The organism is Bradyrhizobium sp. Y36, assembly GCF_002531575.1.
Lineage (GTDB): Bacteria > Pseudomonadota > Alphaproteobacteria > Rhizobiales > Xanthobacteraceae > Bradyrhizobium.
Map to the genome: position 1 here is coordinate 58,992 of NZ_NWTI01000020.1, position 18,793 is coordinate 77,784.

Annotated in this window: 20 protein-coding genes; 11 read left to right on the plus strand and 9 right to left on the minus strand. The window is 65.3% G+C overall.

Annotation, left to right across the window (positions count from 1 at the left end; all coding sequences use genetic code 11):
* Positions 1–19 precede the first annotated feature (19 nt).
* From CO669_RS27470 to CO669_RS27480, 3 genes are all read left to right on the plus strand, one after another.
* Positions 20–646 carry a methyltransferase family protein gene (locus CO669_RS27470; RefSeq protein ID WP_097663078.1) on the plus strand — a complete coding sequence of 209 codons (627 nt, stop codon included), beginning with the start codon at positions 20–22 and terminating at the stop codon, positions 644–646.
* Between the two features lie 176 nt (positions 647–822).
* Positions 823–1,032 carry a hypothetical protein gene (locus tag CO669_RS27475; RefSeq protein WP_097663079.1) on the plus strand — a complete coding sequence of 70 codons (210 nt, stop codon included), beginning with the start codon at positions 823–825 and terminating at the stop codon, positions 1,030–1,032.
* A 148-nt stretch (positions 1,033–1,180) separates the two neighbouring features.
* A complete protein-coding gene (locus CO669_RS27480) occupies positions 1,181–2,485 on the plus strand; it encodes a PQQ-dependent sugar dehydrogenase (RefSeq protein ID WP_097663080.1) in 1,305 nt (434 codons plus the stop codon).
* 3 nt (positions 2,486–2,488) lie between these two features.
* On the opposite strand, the gene CO669_RS27485 is transcribed toward CO669_RS27480, so the two are convergent.
* Both CO669_RS27485 and CO669_RS27490 read right to left on the minus strand, forming a co-directional pair.
* A complete protein-coding gene (locus tag CO669_RS27485) occupies positions 2,489–3,313 on the minus strand; it encodes an aspartate dehydrogenase (protein WP_097663081.1) in 825 nt (274 codons plus the stop codon).
* A 37-nt stretch (positions 3,314–3,350) separates the two neighbouring features.
* Entirely contained in the window at positions 3,351–4,268 is a 918-nt protein-coding gene (locus CO669_RS27490) for a LysR substrate-binding domain-containing protein (protein WP_097663153.1), read from the minus strand.
* Positions 4,269–4,540: 272 nt separating this feature from the next.
* Here CO669_RS27490 and CO669_RS27495 point away from each other — a divergent pair, with 272 nt between their 5' ends.
* Both CO669_RS27495 and CO669_RS27500 read left to right on the plus strand, forming a co-directional pair.
* The gene (locus CO669_RS27495) at positions 4,541–5,839 is read left to right on the plus strand and encodes an MFS transporter (RefSeq protein ID WP_097663082.1); all 1,299 of its coding nucleotides are present in this window, start codon (positions 4,541–4,543) and stop codon (positions 5,837–5,839) included.
* 21 nt (positions 5,840–5,860) lie between these two features.
* Positions 5,861–6,934 (plus strand): tartrate dehydrogenase, encoded by a 1,074-nt coding sequence (locus tag CO669_RS27500; RefSeq protein WP_097663083.1) that lies wholly within the window; start codon positions 5,861–5,863, stop codon positions 6,932–6,934.
* 40 nt (positions 6,935–6,974) lie between these two features.
* Here CO669_RS27500 and CO669_RS27505 read toward each other — a convergent pair whose 3' ends face one another.
* The 3 genes from CO669_RS27505 to CO669_RS27515 all read right to left on the minus strand — a co-directional run bounded on the left by CO669_RS27505 (position 6,975) and on the right by CO669_RS27515 (position 9,576).
* On the minus strand, positions 6,975–7,925 hold the full coding sequence (locus CO669_RS27505; RefSeq protein WP_198964291.1) for a LysM peptidoglycan-binding domain-containing protein: 951 nt from the start codon (positions 7,923–7,925) through the stop codon (positions 6,975–6,977).
* A 144-nt stretch (positions 7,926–8,069) separates the two neighbouring features.
* Positions 8,070–8,921, minus strand: coding sequence for an outer membrane protein (locus CO669_RS27510; protein WP_143278748.1), 852 nt, complete (start codon positions 8,919–8,921; stop codon positions 8,070–8,072).
* Positions 8,922–9,096: 175 nt separating this feature from the next.
* A complete protein-coding gene (locus CO669_RS27515) occupies positions 9,097–9,576 on the minus strand; it encodes a MarR family winged helix-turn-helix transcriptional regulator (protein WP_097663086.1) in 480 nt (159 codons plus the stop codon).
* Positions 9,577–9,677: 101 nt separating this feature from the next.
* Here CO669_RS27515 and CO669_RS27520 point away from each other — a divergent pair, with 101 nt between their 5' ends.
* Positions 9,678–10,889, plus strand: coding sequence for an ABC transporter substrate-binding protein (locus tag CO669_RS27520; protein WP_097663087.1), 1,212 nt, complete (start codon positions 9,678–9,680; stop codon positions 10,887–10,889).
* Positions 10,890–10,905: 16 nt separating this feature from the next.
* The gene (locus CO669_RS27525) at positions 10,906–12,084 is read left to right on the plus strand and encodes a cytochrome P450 (protein WP_097663154.1); all 1,179 of its coding nucleotides are present in this window, start codon (positions 10,906–10,908) and stop codon (positions 12,082–12,084) included.
* Positions 12,085–12,115: 31 nt separating this feature from the next.
* On the opposite strand, the gene CO669_RS27530 is transcribed toward CO669_RS27525, so the two are convergent.
* Positions 12,116–12,835, minus strand: coding sequence for a hypothetical protein (locus tag CO669_RS27530; RefSeq protein WP_097663088.1), 720 nt, complete (start codon positions 12,833–12,835; stop codon positions 12,116–12,118).
* Between the two features lie 286 nt (positions 12,836–13,121).
* Here CO669_RS27530 and CO669_RS27535 point away from each other — a divergent pair, with 286 nt between their 5' ends.
* The gene (locus CO669_RS27535; RefSeq protein WP_097663089.1) at positions 13,122–14,045 is read left to right on the plus strand and encodes an ABC transporter ATP-binding protein; all 924 of its coding nucleotides are present in this window, start codon (positions 13,122–13,124) and stop codon (positions 14,043–14,045) included.
* Positions 14,042–14,803: an ABC transporter permease gene (locus CO669_RS27540; RefSeq protein ID WP_097663090.1), complete on the plus strand. Its 762-nt coding sequence runs from the start codon at positions 14,042–14,044 to the stop codon at positions 14,801–14,803. The genes CO669_RS27535 and CO669_RS27540 overlap by 4 nt, the downstream gene beginning before the upstream one ends.
* Positions 14,804–14,936: 133 nt before the next feature.
* Here CO669_RS27540 and CO669_RS27545 read toward each other — a convergent pair whose 3' ends face one another.
* A complete protein-coding gene (locus CO669_RS27545) occupies positions 14,937–15,260 on the minus strand; it encodes a hypothetical protein (protein ID WP_097663155.1) in 324 nt (107 codons plus the stop codon).
* Between the two features lie 314 nt (positions 15,261–15,574).
* On the opposite strand from CO669_RS27545, the gene CO669_RS27555 reads away from it, so the two are divergent.
* On the plus strand, positions 15,575–16,375 hold the full coding sequence (locus tag CO669_RS27555) for a L,D-transpeptidase (RefSeq protein ID WP_097663091.1): 801 nt from the start codon (positions 15,575–15,577) through the stop codon (positions 16,373–16,375).
* A 2-nt stretch (positions 16,376–16,377) separates the two neighbouring features.
* Here CO669_RS27555 and CO669_RS27560 read toward each other — a convergent pair whose 3' ends face one another.
* Positions 16,378–17,427: a hypothetical protein gene (locus CO669_RS27560; RefSeq protein WP_245444532.1), complete on the minus strand. Its 1,050-nt coding sequence runs from the start codon at positions 17,425–17,427 to the stop codon at positions 16,378–16,380.
* A 6-nt stretch (positions 17,428–17,433) separates the two neighbouring features.
* A complete protein-coding gene (locus CO669_RS36440; protein WP_245444534.1) occupies positions 17,434–17,640 on the minus strand; it encodes a hypothetical protein in 207 nt (68 codons plus the stop codon).
* A 127-nt stretch (positions 17,641–17,767) separates the two neighbouring features.
* On the opposite strand from CO669_RS36440, the gene CO669_RS27565 reads away from it, so the two are divergent.
* Complete coding sequence (locus CO669_RS27565; protein ID WP_097663092.1) at positions 17,768–18,751, plus strand: glycerophosphodiester phosphodiesterase; 984 nt, start codon at positions 17,768–17,770, stop codon at positions 18,749–18,751.
* Positions 18,752–18,793 lie beyond the last annotated feature (42 nt).

Below are 18,793 nucleotides of genomic sequence, written 5' to 3' on the forward strand. Positions count from 1 at the left end.
CCCAACGCAAAGAACCTTCATGTCCTTCGATTTCAGCAAGCTTCTCTCCGTCGCCTGGGGCGGCTGGACCACGACCTGGCCGACCGAACTCCTGGCCCTGCTCTGGCTCGCCTTTCTCGCCAGCTGGGTCGGCGCCTCGTTCTGGCAAGGGCAGACCAAGAAGCAGGTCATGACGCTGGAGTCGCAGCGCTATCGCTTGCCGATCCTGGTCGGCGGAATCCTGTACACGCCATGGGTCGCGGAGATCCTGGGCTGGAAGCCGCTCTGGGTGCTCGGCAACACCGGCATCACCATCGCCGCGGTCCTCTCGGCCGCCGGCATTGCCTTCGCCTGGTGGGGCCGGCTGCATCTCGGAAAATTCTGGTCCAACACCATCACTCACAAGGAAGACCATCGGGTCATCGACACCGGGCCTTACGGCATCGTGCGCCACCCGATCTACACCGGGCTGATCTTCGGCATGCTGGTGACCGGCGTTGCGATCGGCCTGATGACGACGATCCTCGGCGCCATCCTGATCTCGCTCGGCATGTGGCAGAAGGGCCGGATGGAAGAGGTGTTCCTCTCCAAGGAGCTCGGCGAGGACGCCTATGGTGCCTATTGCCGCCGCGTGCCGATGATCATCCCGTTCCTGTCGCCGCGGTGAGGGCTTAACCGCCCACCCTGCCTTGGTGTCCCGGCCCTACAGCGCACCGCCAAGACGCGCTGCGCTGCGTCCGGGCACGAGCGCAGGATCTGACTCACCAGGGAACCGCCCCTCCGCTCGTCCGTTGTCCCTCGACATTTGCATCGCACGCAGAGCATCGAGCCGAGCAAGAAGCCATGTCGGACGCCTACGATTATTTTCGCGCGCACGCGATTGCCGCCGTCCGCAAGGCGCGGGCGCTGCCGCCCGGTCGAACGAAGCAGAAGCAGCGCACGGTGGCGCGGGTCTATCATCTGCTGTCCCGAGAGGCGGCGCTCGCACCGAACGTTCATCACCTCAACGATTTTCGCGCGGCGCGGCAGCTGGAACGGCAGATCAGCCGTTGATCAGCTAGCCCCCATTGGGCCCGTCGGCGTACGTCCTATGCAAATTCGATCGGCTGCCATTCCACGGGAATAGCCCCCGCCGGGGCGCCGCACCGGTTGACGCGGGCCCCGTCAGCCAGTTGGATGCGCGCGCAAACAGGGGCCCTTCATGACTTTTTCGAGCATCTTTGCGCAGTTCGTCGCGTTCATCGGCGGCATCGCGCTGCAATGGCGCAAGATGACGGGCACCGAGCCGGCGCCGGCCTGGGGAGAGAAGCCGGCGATCCCCGAAGCCAAGCCGCAAGGCGCGATCCCGACTCTGAAGATGCCGACCGCGCGCGGCTGGCGCGATGGCCAGAAGCCGACCGTTGCGCCCGGCCTCAAGGTCAACGCCTTCGCGACCGGGCTCGACCATCCGCGCTGGATCGAGGTCCTGCCCAATGGCGACGTCCTGATCGCGGAGGCAACGCAGATCGCGGGCGCACCGCGCAGCGTGTTTCACTATGCGATGCAGGCGACGATGCGTCGCGCCGCGGCGCTCGGCGTCTCCGCGAACCGCATCACGCTGCTGCGCGACAAGGACGGCGACGGCGTGGCCGAAGTGCGCGGCGCCTTCATGGAAAATCTCAGCCAGCCCTTCGGCATGGCGCTGGTCGGCAACACCTTCTACGTCGGCAACACCGACGGCGTGATGGCCTTCCCCTACGTCGCCAATGCCGACCGCATCACCGCGCCCGGCAAGCGGCTCACGACGTTCAAGCCGAACGGACACTGGACGCGCAGCCTGCTCGCCAGCCCCGACGGCAAGAAGCTCTATGCCGGCGTCGGCTCGCTCAGCAACATCGCGGAGATGGGCATGGAGGTCGAGGAAGGCCGCGCCGCGGTCTACGAGCTCGATCTCGCCGCCGGCACGCATCGTATTTTCGGCGCCGGCCTGCGCAATCCCGTGGGCCTCGCCTGGGAGCCTACTACGGGCGTGCTCTGGACCGTCGTCAACGAACGCGACGGGCTCGGCGACGAGACGCCGCCGGACTATCTCACCTCGGTGCGCGACGGCGGCTTCTACGGCTGGCCCTATTGCTACTGGGGCAAGACGGTGGACGACCGCGTGCCGCAGGATCCGGCGATGGTCGCCAAGGCGCTGCAACCGGACTATGCGCTCGGCGGCCATACCGCCTCACTCGGCCTGTGCTGGATGCCGGCGGGCACCCTGCCCGGCTTCGGCGACGGCATGGTGATCGGCCAGCACGGCTCGTGGAATCGCAGCAAGCTGTCCGGCTACAAGCTGGTGTTCATCCCGTTCGAGAACGGCAAGCCCTCCGGCCCCGGTCGCGACATCCTCTCCGGTTTCCTGTCGCCGGACGAGAAGGAATCTTACGGCCGCCCGGTCGGTGTCGTGATCGGCCCCGACAAGAAGTCGCTGCTGATGGCCGACGACGTCGGCAACGTGATCTGGCGCGTGACGGGCGCGTAAGAATTACGTCCCCACACACAGCGTGGCGCGCTGCTTGCGCAGCAGGGCGATCACGGACAATGCGGTGATGATCCCGGTCTTGGGATTCTCGGACGGGATATTCTCGATGCTCATCGAGAAGCGCGCCGAATCCGCTTCGACTTCGATGCGGTGAACATTGCGCGTCACGGTGGGGTCGGCCCAGACCTGTATCTCGGTGCGGTCCGGCCCGATGCCCGCCAGCGACAGCGCAACGGCGACATTGACGTTGGCCGGAAAGCCCTTCGCCGCGTCCCGCGCGCTGCCCTCGAACAGTTTCAGCGGCTCGCGCAGATTGTCGATGTCGATCTTGTTCTGAACGATGAACGGCGCGCCCTTCAGCCCGTCGATCGGCTTGCGCGTCACCATCTTCACGGAATGAATGGTGCCGATCGCGGCGGCGTTCACGGCATCGAGGCCGATCAACGCGCCGGTCGGCACGATGATGCGGCCGCCATTGGCGCGGGCGAGCTCGACGAGATCGAAATTGTCGAGCAGGCCGCCGACGCTGACCACGACCGCGGCCCTGCCGCGCTTCACGGCCGGCTCGACGATCGAGCGCAGATGGTTGCTCGGCGCGCATTCGACCACGATATCGGCGGCGTCGCCGAGCTGGTCGATCGGCAGGATATTCGGCGGTCGCTTCAGGCCGCTGATGAAGACCTGATGCTTGGCGGGATCGCGCACAGCCACAGCCGACAGCGTCAATCCCTCGATGCCCCGATCGAGCGCGGTCGCGATCTTGGTGCCGATCGAGCCCAGCCCGGCAATGGCAACCCGCAACGCGCCCGAGGCCTTTTGTCCCGTCATCACATCCACCTTCTCACCTGGCTTACGTCATAGCGCCTCACGCCTCTCGCGCATAGCTGCGCAGGCGCGCCTCCAGCACGGCCAGCATCGCGTCGCGGGCCGGATCGCGCGAGGCGCGCAGCCAGGCGGCGGCGAGCGGCAGCCGGCCGACAGGGCCGCTCTGCTTCGGCCGCAGCGGCACGAAGCGCACGCCTGATACCGCCATCCGCGTCGTCCAGCGCGGCACGATTGCAACCCCGAGCTTCGTGGCCACCAGGTTGATGATGGTCTGCTTCTCGTCGGCGACCTGCACGATGCGCGGCATCAGCCCGGCCTGCTCGAACAGCTTGATGGTGAGGTCATGGCTGTGCGGGCGCGAGCGACGGTCCGGCACCAGCATCGCCTCCTCTGCGATGTCGGCGAGCGTGACCCACTTGCGCGCGGCCAGTGCGTGCCGCTGCGGGAAGGCCACGATAGCCGTCTCCTGCAGCAGGTCGCGGAATTCGAGCCGCTTGTCGGCGCGATCGGGCGGACGGACGAAAGCAAGGTCGAGTGCGCCGGTCAGGATCTTCGGCAGCAGCCGAATCGTCTTGTCCTCGAGGAGCTGCACCGCGATGTCGGGATGCTTGCTGCGGAAATCGCGCAGCAGTGGCGGCAACAGCCCAGCCGCCGCGCTGTCAATGGCACCGATCCGCAGCCGCCGCGCGGCGCCCGTGCGGGAGCGGTTGCGCAGATTGCTCTCGACGGCCTCGACCTTGGCGAGGATGGCGCGGGCGTCGCGCAACAGGCTCGTGCCGCCCTCGGTCAGCGACACCGCGCGCGTGGTCCGCGCGAACAGCCGCGTGCCGAGATCCTCCTCCAGCAGCCTGATCTGCCGGCCGAGCGCCGACGGCAGCATCTGGAGTTGCTGCGCCGCGCGGCCGAAATGCAGCTGCTCGGCCGCCGCCACGAAGCACCGGAGCTGATGCAATTCCATCGAGGGTCCTCTCGTCTTGCCCAGGCGGTTCTCTTGCAGAAGGTCGTCATGGCCGGGCTTGTCCCTTGCGGCACGGAGAACGTGGATGCCCGGGACGAGCCCGGGCATGACGCTGCGGTATCTTCAGCGCATTCAACGCCCGCCTCCCGTCGTGGCGGCCTTTTTGAGGATTATATCATTTTTTTGTATAAACCAGGGCCAATTGAGTATGTCTCCTGCCCCCGCCTAGGCTTGCACCTCATAACGACAACGGGAACCTGAGGGAGGCGAGGATGACGAGCGAGATTCAGACGCGCGTGCTGCGCAAGATCACGTGGCGCATCGTTCCCTTCATCATGCTGCTGTACTTCGTGGCCTTCATCGACCGCGTCAACATCGGCTTTGCCTCGCTGACGATGAACAAGGACATCGGGCTGTCGCCGGCAGTCTACGGCTTCGGCGCCGGCATCTTCTTCTGGGGCTATTTCCTGTTCGAGGTCCCCTCCAACATCATCCTGCACAAGATCGGCGCGCGGATCTGGATTGCGCGGGTGATGATCACCTGGGGCATCGTCTCGGCCGCCATGGCGTTCGCGCAGGGTGCAACCAGTTTCTACGTGCTGCGCTTCCTGCTCGGCGTCGCCGAGGCCGGCTTCTTTCCGGGCATCATCCTCTATCTCTCCTACTGGTTTCCGGCCCGCCAGCGCGCCGCAGTGACCGCGCTGTTCATGGCGGCGGCACCGCTCTCGACGGTGCTGGGTTCGCCGATCTCCGGCGCGCTGCTGGAGATGGACGGCCTCTTCGGCTTCAAGGGCTGGCAATGGCTGTTCGTGCTGGAGGCGCTGCCGGCCGTGTTGCTCGGCTTCGTCGTGCTCGGCGTCCTGACCGACCGCCCTGAGAAAGCGAAGTGGCTTGCCGAGGACGAGCGCCGCTGGCTCGTCGAGACCATGAATGTGGAGACCACAAGCAAGGCCGCGACCGCGAGTCACAGCATCTGGCGCGGGCTCGCCGATCCGCGCGTGCTGGCGCTGTCGCTGATCTATTTCGGCACCTCGGCCGGCCTCTACACGCTCGGCGTCTGGGCGCCGCAGATCATCAAGCAGTTCGGACTGTCTTCGCTCCAGGTCGGATTCCTCAACGCATTGCCGGCAACCGCCGCCGTCATCGCCATGATCCTGTGGGCCCGGCATTCGGACCGCACCGGCGAGCGCACCTGGCACGTGGTGTGGGCCTGCCTGATCGCGGCCGCGGGCCTCGCCTACGCCGGGCTTGCGACCGGAATCGTCGCCGTGCTGGTCGCGCTGACGCTGGTGAACATCGGAATCTCCTCGGCAAAGCCGCCACTGTGGAGCATGCCGACGCTATTCCTCTCCGGTCCCGCGGCCGCAGCCGGCATCGCCACCATCAATTCGATCGGCAATCTCGGCGGTTTCGTCGGTCCCGCCATGATCGGCTGGATCAAGGACCAGACCGGGAGCTTCGTCGGCGGCCTCTATTTCGTCAGCGGCCTGCTGGTTCTCTCGGCGGTCCTGACCCTGCTATTGTCGCGCGCGAAAACCGCGCCGCTCGAACCCGTCCCGCAATCCCACTGATCTCTCACACGGAGCCTTTTCATGCGCACCCATTCGATCGCAGCCATTCCCGCCGACGGTATCGGCCCCGAGGTGATCTCGGCCGGCGTCCGCGTGCTGGAGGCGCTGGCAAAACGCAGCGGCGATATCGCCTTCACCATCAAGACGTTCGACTGGGGCTCGGACTATTACAAGAAGCACGGCGTGATGATGCCGGCCGACGGTCTCGCGGAGCTGAAGAAGTTCGACGCGATCTATTTCGGCGCGGTCGGCGCCCCCGATGTGCCCGACCACATCACGCTGTGGGGCCTGCGCCTGCCGATCTGCCAGGGTTTTGACCAATACGCCAATGTGCGGCCCACAAAAATCCTGCCGGGCGTCGCCTCGCCGCTGCGCAATGTCGGCGTCGGCGATCTCGACTGGGTGATCGTGCGCGAGAATTCGGAGGGCGAATATGCCGGCATGGGCGGCCGGGCCCATAAAGGCCTGCCGGAAGAGGTCGGCACCGAAGTCGCCGTCTTCACGCGCGTCGGCGTCACCCGCATCATGCGCTATGCCTTCCAGCTCGCGCAGTCGCGGCCGCGCAGATTTCTCACCGTCGTGACCAAGTCGAACGCGCAGCGCCATGGCATGGTGATGTGGGACGAGATCGCCGCGGAGGTCGCGACCGAATTCCCCGACGTGACCTGGGACAAGATGCTGGTCGATGCCATGACGGTTCGCATGACGCTGCATCCGAAGAGCCTCGACACCATCGTCGCGACCAATTTGCACGCCGACATCCTCTCGGATCTGGCCGGCGCGCTGGCGGGCAGCCTCGGCGTCGCCCCGACCGGCAACATCGATCCGCAACGCCGCTTTCCCTCGATGTTCGAGCCGATCCACGGCTCGGCCTTCGACATCACCGGCAAGGGCATCGCCAATCCGGTCGCGACCTTCTGGACCGGCGCGCAGATGCTCGAGCATCTCGGCGAGAAGGATGCGGCGTCCCGGCTGATGGTTGCGGTCGAGAAAGTCTGCGCGGCCGGCATTCTCACGCCCGACGTCGGCGGCAAGGCGACGACGAAGGAAGTCACCGACGCCGTGATCGACGCGATCCACGGGTCGAACGTGTAGCTCTCTCCCTCTCCCCGCGTGCGGGGAGAGGCCAAGAGCCTTACTTCCGCCTCGCCGGAGCCGCCGGCGGCGGCGGCGTCACCATCGCAGCAGCCGGCTCGGGCGGCGTCAAATGCCGCGGCACGACGATGGTTTGCCCCGGCGTGAGCGTCGCATTCTCCGCCAGCGAATTGCTCTGCGCGAGGGTCCACAGTGGCACGCGATTGGCGGCGGCGATGCTCCCCATAGTATCGCCGCGGCGCACCGGCACCCGCACGCCGCTGTCCCACAACTCGACCAAGGTGTCGGCGGGCACGAGATAGCGCAGCGGCACGGCATCGGCCTGGCTCTGCGGCGGAATGCGCGGCAGCTGCGTCACCATCGCGACGATCTGGCGATGGATGTCGTCGGATTTCTCGATGTTGATGTGCGAGACGCGCGCGTTCTCCTTCAGGTCGTAGCTGGCATAATGGCCGCGAAAGCCGGGGACCGCCACGACGTCGCCGCCGCCGAGCACGCTGTCGGAGAGGAAGATGTTGATGAAGCGCTCGACGTTGAGCGGCACGTCGCCGGTCGCGTGCGCAGGATCGATGGCGATGACGAGGCTGATCGGGATGTTCTCCTTGGCCGCCATCTCGGAAATGACGATCGAGCACAGCCCGCCCATCGAATGCCCGATCAGCACGATCGGCGCCGGGCTCTCCTTGTAGCTGGAGATGGCGCGGTCGCCGATCCATCGGCAGATGGTGAATTCATAGACGTCGGCGGAGAAGCCGGCCTGCGTCAGTTTCTCGCCGAGCCGGTCCATCCCGGTCGAGAAGATCGGCCCCATGGCACCGCGGAACAGGTAGATCTTCGGCGGCGGCAGCGGCTCGAACGGTGGGGTCGGCGGCGCGGCCGGTACGGCGGCCGCAGCGGGCTTCGACTTGGCGGGTGACGCGGCGGCAATGCCGGGATCCAGGGCGAGCAGCGCAACGGCTGCCAGCACGACGAGGCGCCTCAGATCAATCATCAGTCCAGCAGTCCCACCACCGGGGCGGAGGCCCCCTCCGTGGCTTAGTGACCATCGATTTGGCGGATTTTGGGGCGCAACGCATCGGACCGGTGTTGGGGCACGCTCGCACCTCGGGCCCGCCGGGCTGCGGTGTGGCAGGCGTTAATATTTCGCGACGACGGGGCCGGCCCAGTCGATCTTGTAATTGAGACCGGCCTTCACGATGCTGCCGCGGGTCGAGAAGTTATAAGTGGCGAAATCCGCACCAACGGGGTTGGTCTGGCCGCCCGTGATCGTGCGGCTGCCGAGATCGTAATAGAGGTACTCGGCCTTGGCGCTCCAGTTCCTGGCGAAGGCCCATTCTGCGCCGGCACCGAGCGTCCATCCGAACCGGAGGTCGGAGGCGTTCGCGATGAACTGGCGTCCGAGCACAGGTGCATTGAAGAACTCGTTGATATTGGCGGTGTCCCTGACATTGGCGTAGGCGAGACCCCCCGTCACGAACAGCAGCAAACGCTGCGACACGATTCCGCCGAGACGGCCGCGCACCGTGCCGAAGAAATCGATCTTTTCGCTCGCACTGGTCCGGACATTGGTGCCGACGATCGGCAGATCAACATTCCGGGAGTGATTGATGTCGGCGTAATCGAAATCCGCCTCGATACCGACAAGACCTGCGCCAAACTGGTAATTCCAGCCGACCTGTCCGCCGATGAGGTAACCTTCCGGACGCAGCCCGACGGTGAAAGGAACAGTCCCTGGCTGCGAAACGGTGATCAACGGCGTGCCGGAGACCGCGACGTCGCTGGAATTATTCCATGCATACCCGCCGTTCACGCCGATGTAGAAGCCGCTCCAGCTATAGCCGGGATCAACGGCCACAGGACGCGCCTTGACCGCGAGATCTGCCGCCGAAGCGGCCACCGGGCAGAAAGCGAGAAACAAGGCAATCGCTGTCAACTTCTTCATGGTCGCCCCAAACGTCACAGGTGCGCTATGCCAAAGCTCCCGCACGGCGAGTTGCAGCCTAGCCCAACCATTCGTGGTTTACTGTCTCCCCTAAGTCACAACCCAAGCTGAAAACCGGGACGGTGCCGACCGAGCAGGCGCCTGACGACACCTGACCGCGCCGCAAAATCCTGCCTGCCGTTCGAAGCAGCCGCGGCCCCTGGCGGTACGCGGCGCAGCCCTAAAACGGCAGCATCCGGTTCAAGAGGTCGAGCAGCGTGCGCTGCTCGGCCTCGCTGAGCGGCGCCAGCATCTTCCGGTTATAGGGCTCCGTCAGCCTTGCCCCGTCGGCAATGAGCTTGGCCCCCTTTGGCGTGAGCACGAGCTCGACGGCGCGGCGATCCGACTTCGAGCGGCTGCGCTTGATGAAGCCGGACGATTCGAGCTCGTTCAGGATCTTGATCAGGTTCGGCAGGCGCAGCCGCAGCAGGCTGGCAAGGCTGCTCGGCGGCACGCCCGGATTGTCGCGAATGACGACGAAGATCGCGTAGGTCGCGGGCGTCAGGCCGAGTGCGGCGAACTCCTCGTAGAAGCCTTCGAAGAACTTCAGCTGCGCCAGCCGCAGCATGAAGCCGGGGGTGCGCTGCAGGGCCCGCAGGTCCAGCGATCGCTCCGCTTGCTGAGCCGATTTGGCCCGTCGTCCTAACCCTTTCGCGCTCATGGTCCTCGATCCCTACGGGCGGCCGAATTGACACTCCCCAAAATAGCTATAAAATATAACTATAATTCAGCGGCACAAAGACCGCACATGGGAGGGACATAATGAACCGCAAATTCCTGCATAAATTGTGCATTTCGGCCTTGATGCTGGCGTGCGCAGCTCCGGCATTCGCCGAGGACGTCGTGAAGATCGGCATCCTGAACGACCAGTCCGGTCCGTTCGCGAGCTATCAGGGCATCGGCTCGGTCGTCGCCGCGAAGATGGCGGTCGAGGATTACGGCGGAAAGGCCGGCGGCAAACCGGTCGAGGTCGTCGCCGCCGACCATCAGAACAAGACCGACATCGGGATCGGCATCGCCCGGCGCTGGTACGAGAACGAAAGCGTCGATGCGATCTTCGACCTGCCGAACTCCTCGATCGCGCTCGCGGTGGCCGGCATGAGCGCCGAGAAGAACAAGGTGTTCGTCGGATCGGGCGCCGGCACGGTGCTGCTGACCGGCGAGAGGTGCACGCCGAACACCGTGCACTGGACCTACGACACCTATGCCTATGGCCGCGGCCTCGGCAAGGCGATCGTGCAGCAGGGCGGCAAGAAATGGTTCTTCATCACCGCCGACTACGCCTTTGGCCATGATCTGGAAAAGCAGGCCGCGGAGGCCGTGAAGGCGTCCGGCGGCGAGGTGCTCGGCAGCGTGCGGCATCCCCTGGGAACGGCCGATTACGCCTCCTTCCTGCTCCAGGCGCAGGCATCGGGTGCGAACGTCGTCGGCTTCGCCAATGCCGGTGACGACACCATCACCTCGATGAAGCAGGCCGCCGAGTTCGGGCTGACCAAGGACCACAGACTGGTCGGGTTGATCCTTGGCATGAACGGCCTTCCCGCGCTCGGCCTGAAATTCGCGCAAGGCGCGCAGATCATGAACCCATTCTACTGGGATCTGAACGACGGCACGCGTGCGTTCGCAAAACGCTTCGCCGAGCGGATTCCGTCAAAGGCCTATCCGAACGACATGCAAGCCGGCGTCTACGCCTCGGTCATTCACTATCTCAAGGCGGTCGACAGGGTCGGCAGCGCCAAGGACGGCAAGGCCGTCGTCGCCGCGATGAAGGAGATGCCGACCGACGATCCGCTGTTCGGCAAGGGCCATATCCGCAAGGACGGACGCAAGATCCACCCGCTCTATTTGCTTCAGGTGAAGTCACCCGAAGAATCGAAATCCGCATGGGATCTGCTGAAGGTCGTCGCCACGATCAGGGGCGAGGATGCATTCCGCTCCGAGAGTGATGGCCAGTGCGCGCTCGCCAAGCCTTAGCGGACGGGAGCAGATCATGAGCGGCACTTCAGCCAGTCAGATAGATCCGTTTGCACCTGACTTCCTGTTGAACCCCTACCCTGCCTACGCCGCGTTGCGTGCGCTCGGCCCCCTATTCGAGGTCGAGCGTTACGGCGTGTGGGCGATGGCGGGCCATGCCGAGGTCGAGCCGGCGCTGAAGGACTGGAAGACCTTCATCAGTGGCGAGGGCGTTGGGCTGCACGGGATGAATCCGGCGCTGCCAAGGCCGCTGACGCTGCAGATCGATCCGCCCGACCACGACAAGGGCCGCCGCGTCCTCGGCCGCACATTGTCGCCGGGCGTTGCGCGGAAGCTGCGCGAGACGTTTCAGCACGAAGCGGAGCAGAAGGTCACGGAGCTGATCGACAAGGGCACCTTCGATGCCGTGGCCGATCTTGCCGAAGCCTATCCGATGAAAGTGTTTCCGGACGCGATCGGCATCAGGCCGGACGGCCGCGAGAAGCTGCTGGCCTGGAGCACCTTCGTGTTCAACAGCTTCGGCCCGGAGAACGAGATCCTCGCGGCCTCACGGCAGGAAGGCCTCGCCGCGCAGAGCTGGATCATGGAATGCTGCGCCCGCGACGCGCTGCGGCCCGACAGCCTCGGCATGATGATCTACCAGGCCGCCGACGAGGGCGAGATCACCGAGCACGAAGCCACGCATCTGGTGCGGCCCTTCCTTACCGCCGGGATCGACACCACCGTCAACGGCATCGGCAACACCCTGCTCGCGCTCGCCACGCATCCGGATGAGTACCGCAAGCTGCATCAGAGGCCGGAGCTGGCGCGCAACGCCTTCGAGGAAGGCCTGCGCTACGATTCACCGGTGCAGACGTTCTTTCGCACCACCTCGCGCGACGTCGAGATCGGCGGCGGCGTGATCCCCGCGCACCGCAAGGTGCTGCTGTTCATGGCCTCCGCCAACCGCGATCCTGCGCGGTGGGACAAAGCCGACCGCTTCGATATCGAGCGTACCGCGACCGGCCATGTCGGCTTCGGCGCCGGCATTCATGCCTGCGTCGGCCAGATGATCGCGCGCCTGGAAGGCGAATTGATCTTCAGCGAGCTTGCACGACGCGTTAAGACCATCGAGCTCACGGGGGAGCCGAAGCGCAGGCTCAACAATTCGCTGCGCGGACTGGAGAGCATGGCGGTCCGCGTGACGCCCGCTTGAGCGGCATCACGCGGGAGGATAAGCGACCGGCTCAGTTCCTTGCCGGAGCCGTCGCCGCCGCCGAGCGGGCCTGCCGGGGCGCACCATGTTCGGCAACCGGCTGCGCCGGCGCACGCGAGCGCATGATCGCGGCGTCGATCTCGGCGATGACGCGGCGCTGGATCGCCTCGTTCTTGTCGATCGAGATGTGGCCGACGCCGGTGCCGCGCACGTCGACATTGTCGAGCTTGCCGCGGAAGCCGTTTGCGGCGCGCACCGGCTCGCCGGGACCGTCGCCGATATAGATGTTGATGTAGCGCTCGGCACCGGTCGAGAGCTTGGTCTTGAACACGGAGTCGAGGCCGATCGCGAGCTTCACGGGCACACCGAGCTGATTGAGCTTGGCGATCATGTCGGGCAGCGCGGTGGCGCCGGAGGAATGGCCGACCAGGACGATGGTCTTGAGGCGGCCGGCCTTGTAGGCGGTCGCGGCTTCATCGGCGAGCGAGGACCAGGACACGAAGTTGGCGACCGTCACCGGGACGCCCTGCGCTTGGAGCCGGGCGCCGATCGTGTCGAGGCCGAGCGAAAAGATGTTGAGCACGCCACGGAGCAGATAGACATGCGTGGTCGCGACCTGAGCCTGGCTCGGGGCCGCCCGGGCCGAGGTCGGGTTGATGGCAACAGCTGACAGCAGGAGCAGGCCCATCGCCCAGACGCGGAGGGCGGACAACTGGCTGGCGCCGGCGGTGTGACGGCCGTTCGGTCTCATCGATGTTTTCCCTGGGGACATACGCTTTGCGATTGGCCGGAATCGTAGCCACGGCCCGCTCGCAGACGCAACAAAGAGCCGCGTGAGCGGCAATCTTAGCCACAGCCCGTGACCATCGCGCAACACTTGCCCGAATCCTACCGCCGAAGGGCCTGTTTTGAGACCATTTTTCTCCGGGCAATTGCGGCCGGGCAAGGCCATTCCTATCTCAGGGCTCCGCTGACCCGCCCTCCCGGCAGGTTCCAGCCTCCCCTCCCCAGCCCTGCCCCTCAGCCCTGCGGCCATCATGTCCCCCATCATTTCCGTCGCCAATCTGTCGAAGACCTATGGGTCCGGCTTCAAGGCGCTCAAGAACGTCAATCTCGATATCAAGCGCGGCGAGATCTTTGCGCTGCTCGGGCCCAACGGCGCCGGCAAGACCACGCTGATCTCGATCATCTGCGGCATCGCCAACCCGAGCGAAGGTCGCGTGCTCGTCGGCGGCGAGGACATCCAGACCTCCTACCGCAAGGCGCGCTCGCTGATCGGCCTCGTACCGCAGGAGTTGCACACCGACGCGTTCGAAAGCGTGTGGGCGACCGTGAGCTTCTCCCGCGGCCTGTTCGGCAAGCCGAAGAACCCCGATCATATCGAGAAGGTGCTGAAGGACCTCTCGCTCTGGGACAAGAAGGACAACAAGATCATCACGCTATCCGGCGGCATGAAGCGCCGCGTGATGATCGCAAAGGCGCTGTCGCACGAGCCGCAGATCCTGTTTCTTGACGAACCCACAGCCGGCGTCGACGTCGAGCTGCGCAAGGGCATGTGGGAGGTGGTGCGCACGCTGCAGCAGTCCGGCGTCACCATCATCCTCACCACGCATTACATCGAGGAAGCCGAGGAGATGGCCGACCGCATCGGCGTCATCAACAAGGGCGAGATCGTGCTGGTGGAAGACAAGGCGACCTTGATGCAGAAGCTCGGCAAGAAGCGGCTGACGCTGCATCTGCAAGGCAAGATCGCTGCCCTGCCGGAAAGCCTGCATCACTACGAGCTCGAGCTCTGCGACGGCGGCGCCACCCTGGTCTACGACTACGACACCAAGGGCGAGCGCACCGGCATCACCAGCCTGCTCGGCGACCTCCGCACCGCCGGCATCCGCTTCAACGATCTCGACACGACGCAATCGTCGCTCGAGGACATCTTCGTCGATCTCGTGAGGACGTCATGAATCATCGCGCCATCCGCGCCATCTATCTGTTCGAAATGGCGCGCACCTGGCGCACGCTGCTGCAAAGCATCGTCTCGCCGGTCGTTTCGACTTCGCTCTATTTCGTGGTGTTCGGCGCCGCGATCGGCTCGCGCATCAGCCAGGTCGAGGGCGTCAGCTACGGCACCTTCATCGTGCCGGGCCTGATCATGCTCTCGGTGCTGACGCAGAGCATCGCCAATGCCTCGTTCGGCATCTACTTTCCGAAATTCACCGGCACGATCTACGAGATCCTGTCGGCACCGATCTCCTATTTCGAGATCGTGCTCGGCTATGTCGGCGCCGCCGCGACCAAGTCGATCATTCTGGGTCTGATCATCCTGGCGACGGCCGGGCTATTCGTGCCGCTGCACATCCATCATCCGGTGTGGATGCTGGCCTTCCTGGTTCTGACGGCGGTGACGTTCAGCCTGTTCGGCTTCATCATCGGCATCTGGGCCGACGGCTTCGAGAAGCTGCAGATGATCCCGATGCTCGTGGTGACGCCGCTGACCTTTCTTGGCGGCAGCTTCTATTCCATCGACATGCTGCCGCCCACCTGGCGCACGGTCGCGCTGCTCAATCCGGTCGTCTATTTGATCTCCGGCTTTCGCTGGAGCTTTTACGAGATCGCCGACGTCAGCGTCGCCGTCAGCATCGGCATGACGATCGCGTTTCTGGTGATCTGCCTGGTTGTGATCTGGTGGATTTTCCGCACCGGCTACCGGCTGAAAAATTAAGCTGTCGCTCCCGGGCGCGCACAGCGCGAGCCCGGAATCCATTCATCCACCAAGTCTGCAGTCCGACACCAAGCCTGCAGTGCGATGGAGTCCGCCGTTGCCCTTCGGGCGCCCCGTCATGACGGCTGTGGCCTCACCGATAGCAGTGGAAGCGGTGATAGCCATCATAGTAACCGCGGCAGCGGTAATGGCGGTGATGGGGAATGCCGAACACGCCCTCGACGGCGCCGACCGCGCCACCCACGCCGGCGCCGACCGCGCCGCCAACGACACCGCCGACAGGCCCGGCGATCCTGTTACCTTCATAAGATCCTTCCTGCGCACCGCGCACGATGCCCTGGGCGTGGCCAGCTTGCGGCAAGGCGAGCAGCGCAAGAAGAATGGCGGCGGCTGCGAACAGCAGGCGGACAGGCAAGCCGGCCGGCAGGGCGGCGGCGGTAGCACGGGCTTTGTTCATCTTCGGTCCCAAAGGAAAGTGCAGGAATAAACGACGGCGAACGCCGCTTGTCGGGTCGGCCACGATCAACGCAGCGAACGGCCAAATGGTTGCGCCTTTGTGACGAATTGTCGACGTTGTGACCGCGCGTCCGCTCGCGAAAATGTCAGCATCCCCGAAGCCAGCGCGGCACAAAGCGGCCTTGCTTACGCCCCGCATCGCGTTAACGATGGGCTTGCGGGCCGCTGGAACGGAAACCGGATCGCAGGCATATTGCAGGCCGGGGGACGGAGAGCCGCGGCACTAGCGCGAACAGGCCGGAGGCCAGGATTCAAATGCGTTTCCAGATGCGTTCATTTTTCATTGCTTTCACGTCCCTGATGCTTCTCAGCGCGGGCACCGCTCAGGCCAAGGTCGAGATCACCGTCGACAAGGATAATCAGCAGATGACCGTCGCGGTCGACGGCGTCACGCGCTATCACTGGCCGGTGTCGACCGGCATCCCCTCGCGCGAGACGCCGAACGGCTCGTTCCGCACCTTCCGGATGGAAGAGGACCACTACTCCAAGGAATTCGACGACGCGCCGATGCCGCACGCGATCTTCTTCACCAAGGTCGGGCACGCCATCCACGGCACCGACTCGGTCGGCCGACTGGGCTCGCCGGCATCACATGGCTGCGTGCGGCTGTCGCGCCAGAACGCCTCGACGCTCTATGCCCTTGTGCAGCAGCAGGGCGTGCTCAACACCACGGTGACGCTGACCGGCTCGGCGCAGGTGGCGCTGGCGCGCAATCCGCGCGGCCGCACCAACACTGCCGTGGCCCGCGCTCCGCAGCAGCCCGCCGAAGAGCAATACGCCACCACGGGCGATCCCGTGAACCTGACGCCACCGGCGCAGCCCGCCCGCCGCTACATGCCGCAGGACGACAATTACATCTATCCGGCCGACGGCAGCGACACCGGCGCACGTTATCCGGCGCCGCGCCCGATCACGCGCCCCTATGGCACGCAGGCCTATCAGCAACTGCCGCAGCCGACCTACGACCAGGGCTACGGCCAGCAGGGCTACTATTATCAGCAACAGCAGCCTCGCCAGTATTATCAGCCGCGCAGCAACTACTACTACCAGAACTGAGGCTATCTGAACGCGGCATCGCCCCGTTCGACGATCTTTCGTGCCGCGTCGACAAAGGCCCGCGCGACGGGCTCGAGGATCTCGGGCCCGGTTGCGCCAAGATCATCCGACGGCGTGTGGAAGGTGCGATGGCGGCCGGCCATGCCGAGGAAATTGGCGTAGCCCGCCGCGTGCACGTCGCGCAACTCGCCGACCGCCTGCTTCTCCGTCACCAGACGTTTCGCCGCGACATTGGCGAAAGCCTCGTCGGTCAGAGCGACCGCGGACTTGCTGAGCACGAGATAGCGCTCCTCCTCGGGACGATCGGTTCGGACGCCCTCGGCGAAGCCGTAGCAGGCGTTCGACGAACCGAAGTGAATCCACGCCAGGGTCTCCTTGGGCGGCGGAGCACCGTTCTTCAGAAACAGCTCCATGCCGCCGTGGCCGATCTCGTGGCCGGCGGTGGCGATGAAGACGAAATGTGCCGGCCATTTCTCGGCGGCGACGGTGCGCGCCAGAGCGAGGAAGTTGGCGATGCCGGGACCGCGCTCGCAGACGCAGGAGTACCAGCCGGTCATCGGCGTCGAGACGACGACGGTCGGCCCGCGGCCGGCCCCGATCTCAGCGATCACGTTCCGCCCGGCGACATCGCGCTCGTAGTGACCTTTGACGTCGAAGGCAACAGGCATGCCTGCGGCGAGCGCGCGCTCGAACGCCGCGCGCGACTTCGCAGCCACAACGACCACCGGCACGGGCCAGGGCGCATCCTCCTGCGTGACATTGTAGGCGAAGCGGTCGTCGGCCGGGTTGCCGATCATCAGCAGGATCGCCGCCGGCTTCTTCGCTGCCGCTTCGTTGATGGCGGCACGATGGGTCGGCCCCAGATAGGCGCCGCGATCGAACGGCAGATCGAGCAACAGGATCCTGCCGGCGACATCGCCATCGCGGCCGAGTGGCGCGGACAAATGGAAGCTGGCCCGGTCCTCCGGCGGCCACCAGAATGGCGTCGCCACAACCGTCGTGCCGGCAACCTCGGCGCTGGCCTGCTCGACGACATATTGCCGGCCGAGCACGACGGGCTAAAACCTGACGTCGAAACCCGCCTGCTTCATCTCGTCGGCGATCCAATCCGCGGTCGCGCGATCGCCGGTCGAGCCGAAGCGGTGCAGGCCGAATGAGGCATAGCGCGACGCATCTCCAAAGAGGCTCGCCCCCGAAAGCACATCCCTGGCAGCCGCCTGTCCAACCATGAGAACCGCCATTGTTGCGATGAAGACAAGCCGCATGTGAGTGGCTCCCTGACCTTATTTTGCCGCGCAGTTTCCGCCTTCCACGGCCGCCGTCAACCGCAAGGCTGGACGAAACGCGCAAAGATTTCATAGGCTGCTGTCTTCACGAGCGCTGCGAACCCTGATGCCGTCACGTGCCACCACAATTCTGACTGTGCTCTCGGTTCTGATAACGGGGCAAGCCATGGGATTCGATATCGAGGCGCATCGCGGCGGCCGGGCGCTGCTACCGGAGAACACCCTGCCCGCCTTCGCCAACGCGCTGTCGATGGGCGTGGACACGCTGGAGCTTGATGTCGGCGTCACCGCTGACGGCGAGGTCGTCGTATCGCACGAACGCGGGCTCAACCCCGATATCACGCGGGACGCGAGCGGCGCCTACGTGGTTCCGCCCGGAACGCCCTTCGTGAAGCTGCGGCTGGCCGACATCAAGGCCTATGACGTCGGCCAGATCCGGCCGGACAGCTCCTATGCGAAACAATTCCCCGATCAGCGCGCCGTGCCCGGGACACGCATCCCCACGCTCGGCGAGCTGTTCGCGCTGGTGCGCAAGTCCGGCAATACGCGCGTGCACTTCAACATCGAGACCAAGATCGATCCGAACCGCCCGGACGAGACGCTCGATCCGCAGGGTTTCGTCGCAAAGCTGCTCGCGGTGATCCAGGCCGAGGGATTTTCAGATCGCGTCATGATCCAGTCGTTCGACTGGAGGACCCTGCTGCTGATCCAGCAGCAGGCGTCGAAGATACCGACGGTGTACCTGACACTCCAGCGCGGCTCGGCTCCGACCATTGCACTCGACAAGGCCACCAACTGGACGGCGGGCTTCAGCCCGGCCGATCACGGCGGCTCGCTGCCGCGGACGATCAAGGCGGCAGGCGGCGCCATCTGGTCGCCCTATTTCGGCGACGTGACCGCCGCGCTCGTGTCCGAGGCCCACGAGCTCGGATTGCGCGTCGTGGTGTGGACGGTCAACAAGCGTGACGACATGGCCCGGATGATCGAGTTCGGCGTTGACGGGATCATCTCGGACAGGCCGGACCTGTTGCGCGAGGTCGCGGGCGAGAAGGGGATTGCGCTGCCCGCGGGGACGCCTGTGGCGCCGTAGCGTCCCGCCGCCTTGTAGCCCGGATGGAGCGGAGCGCAATCC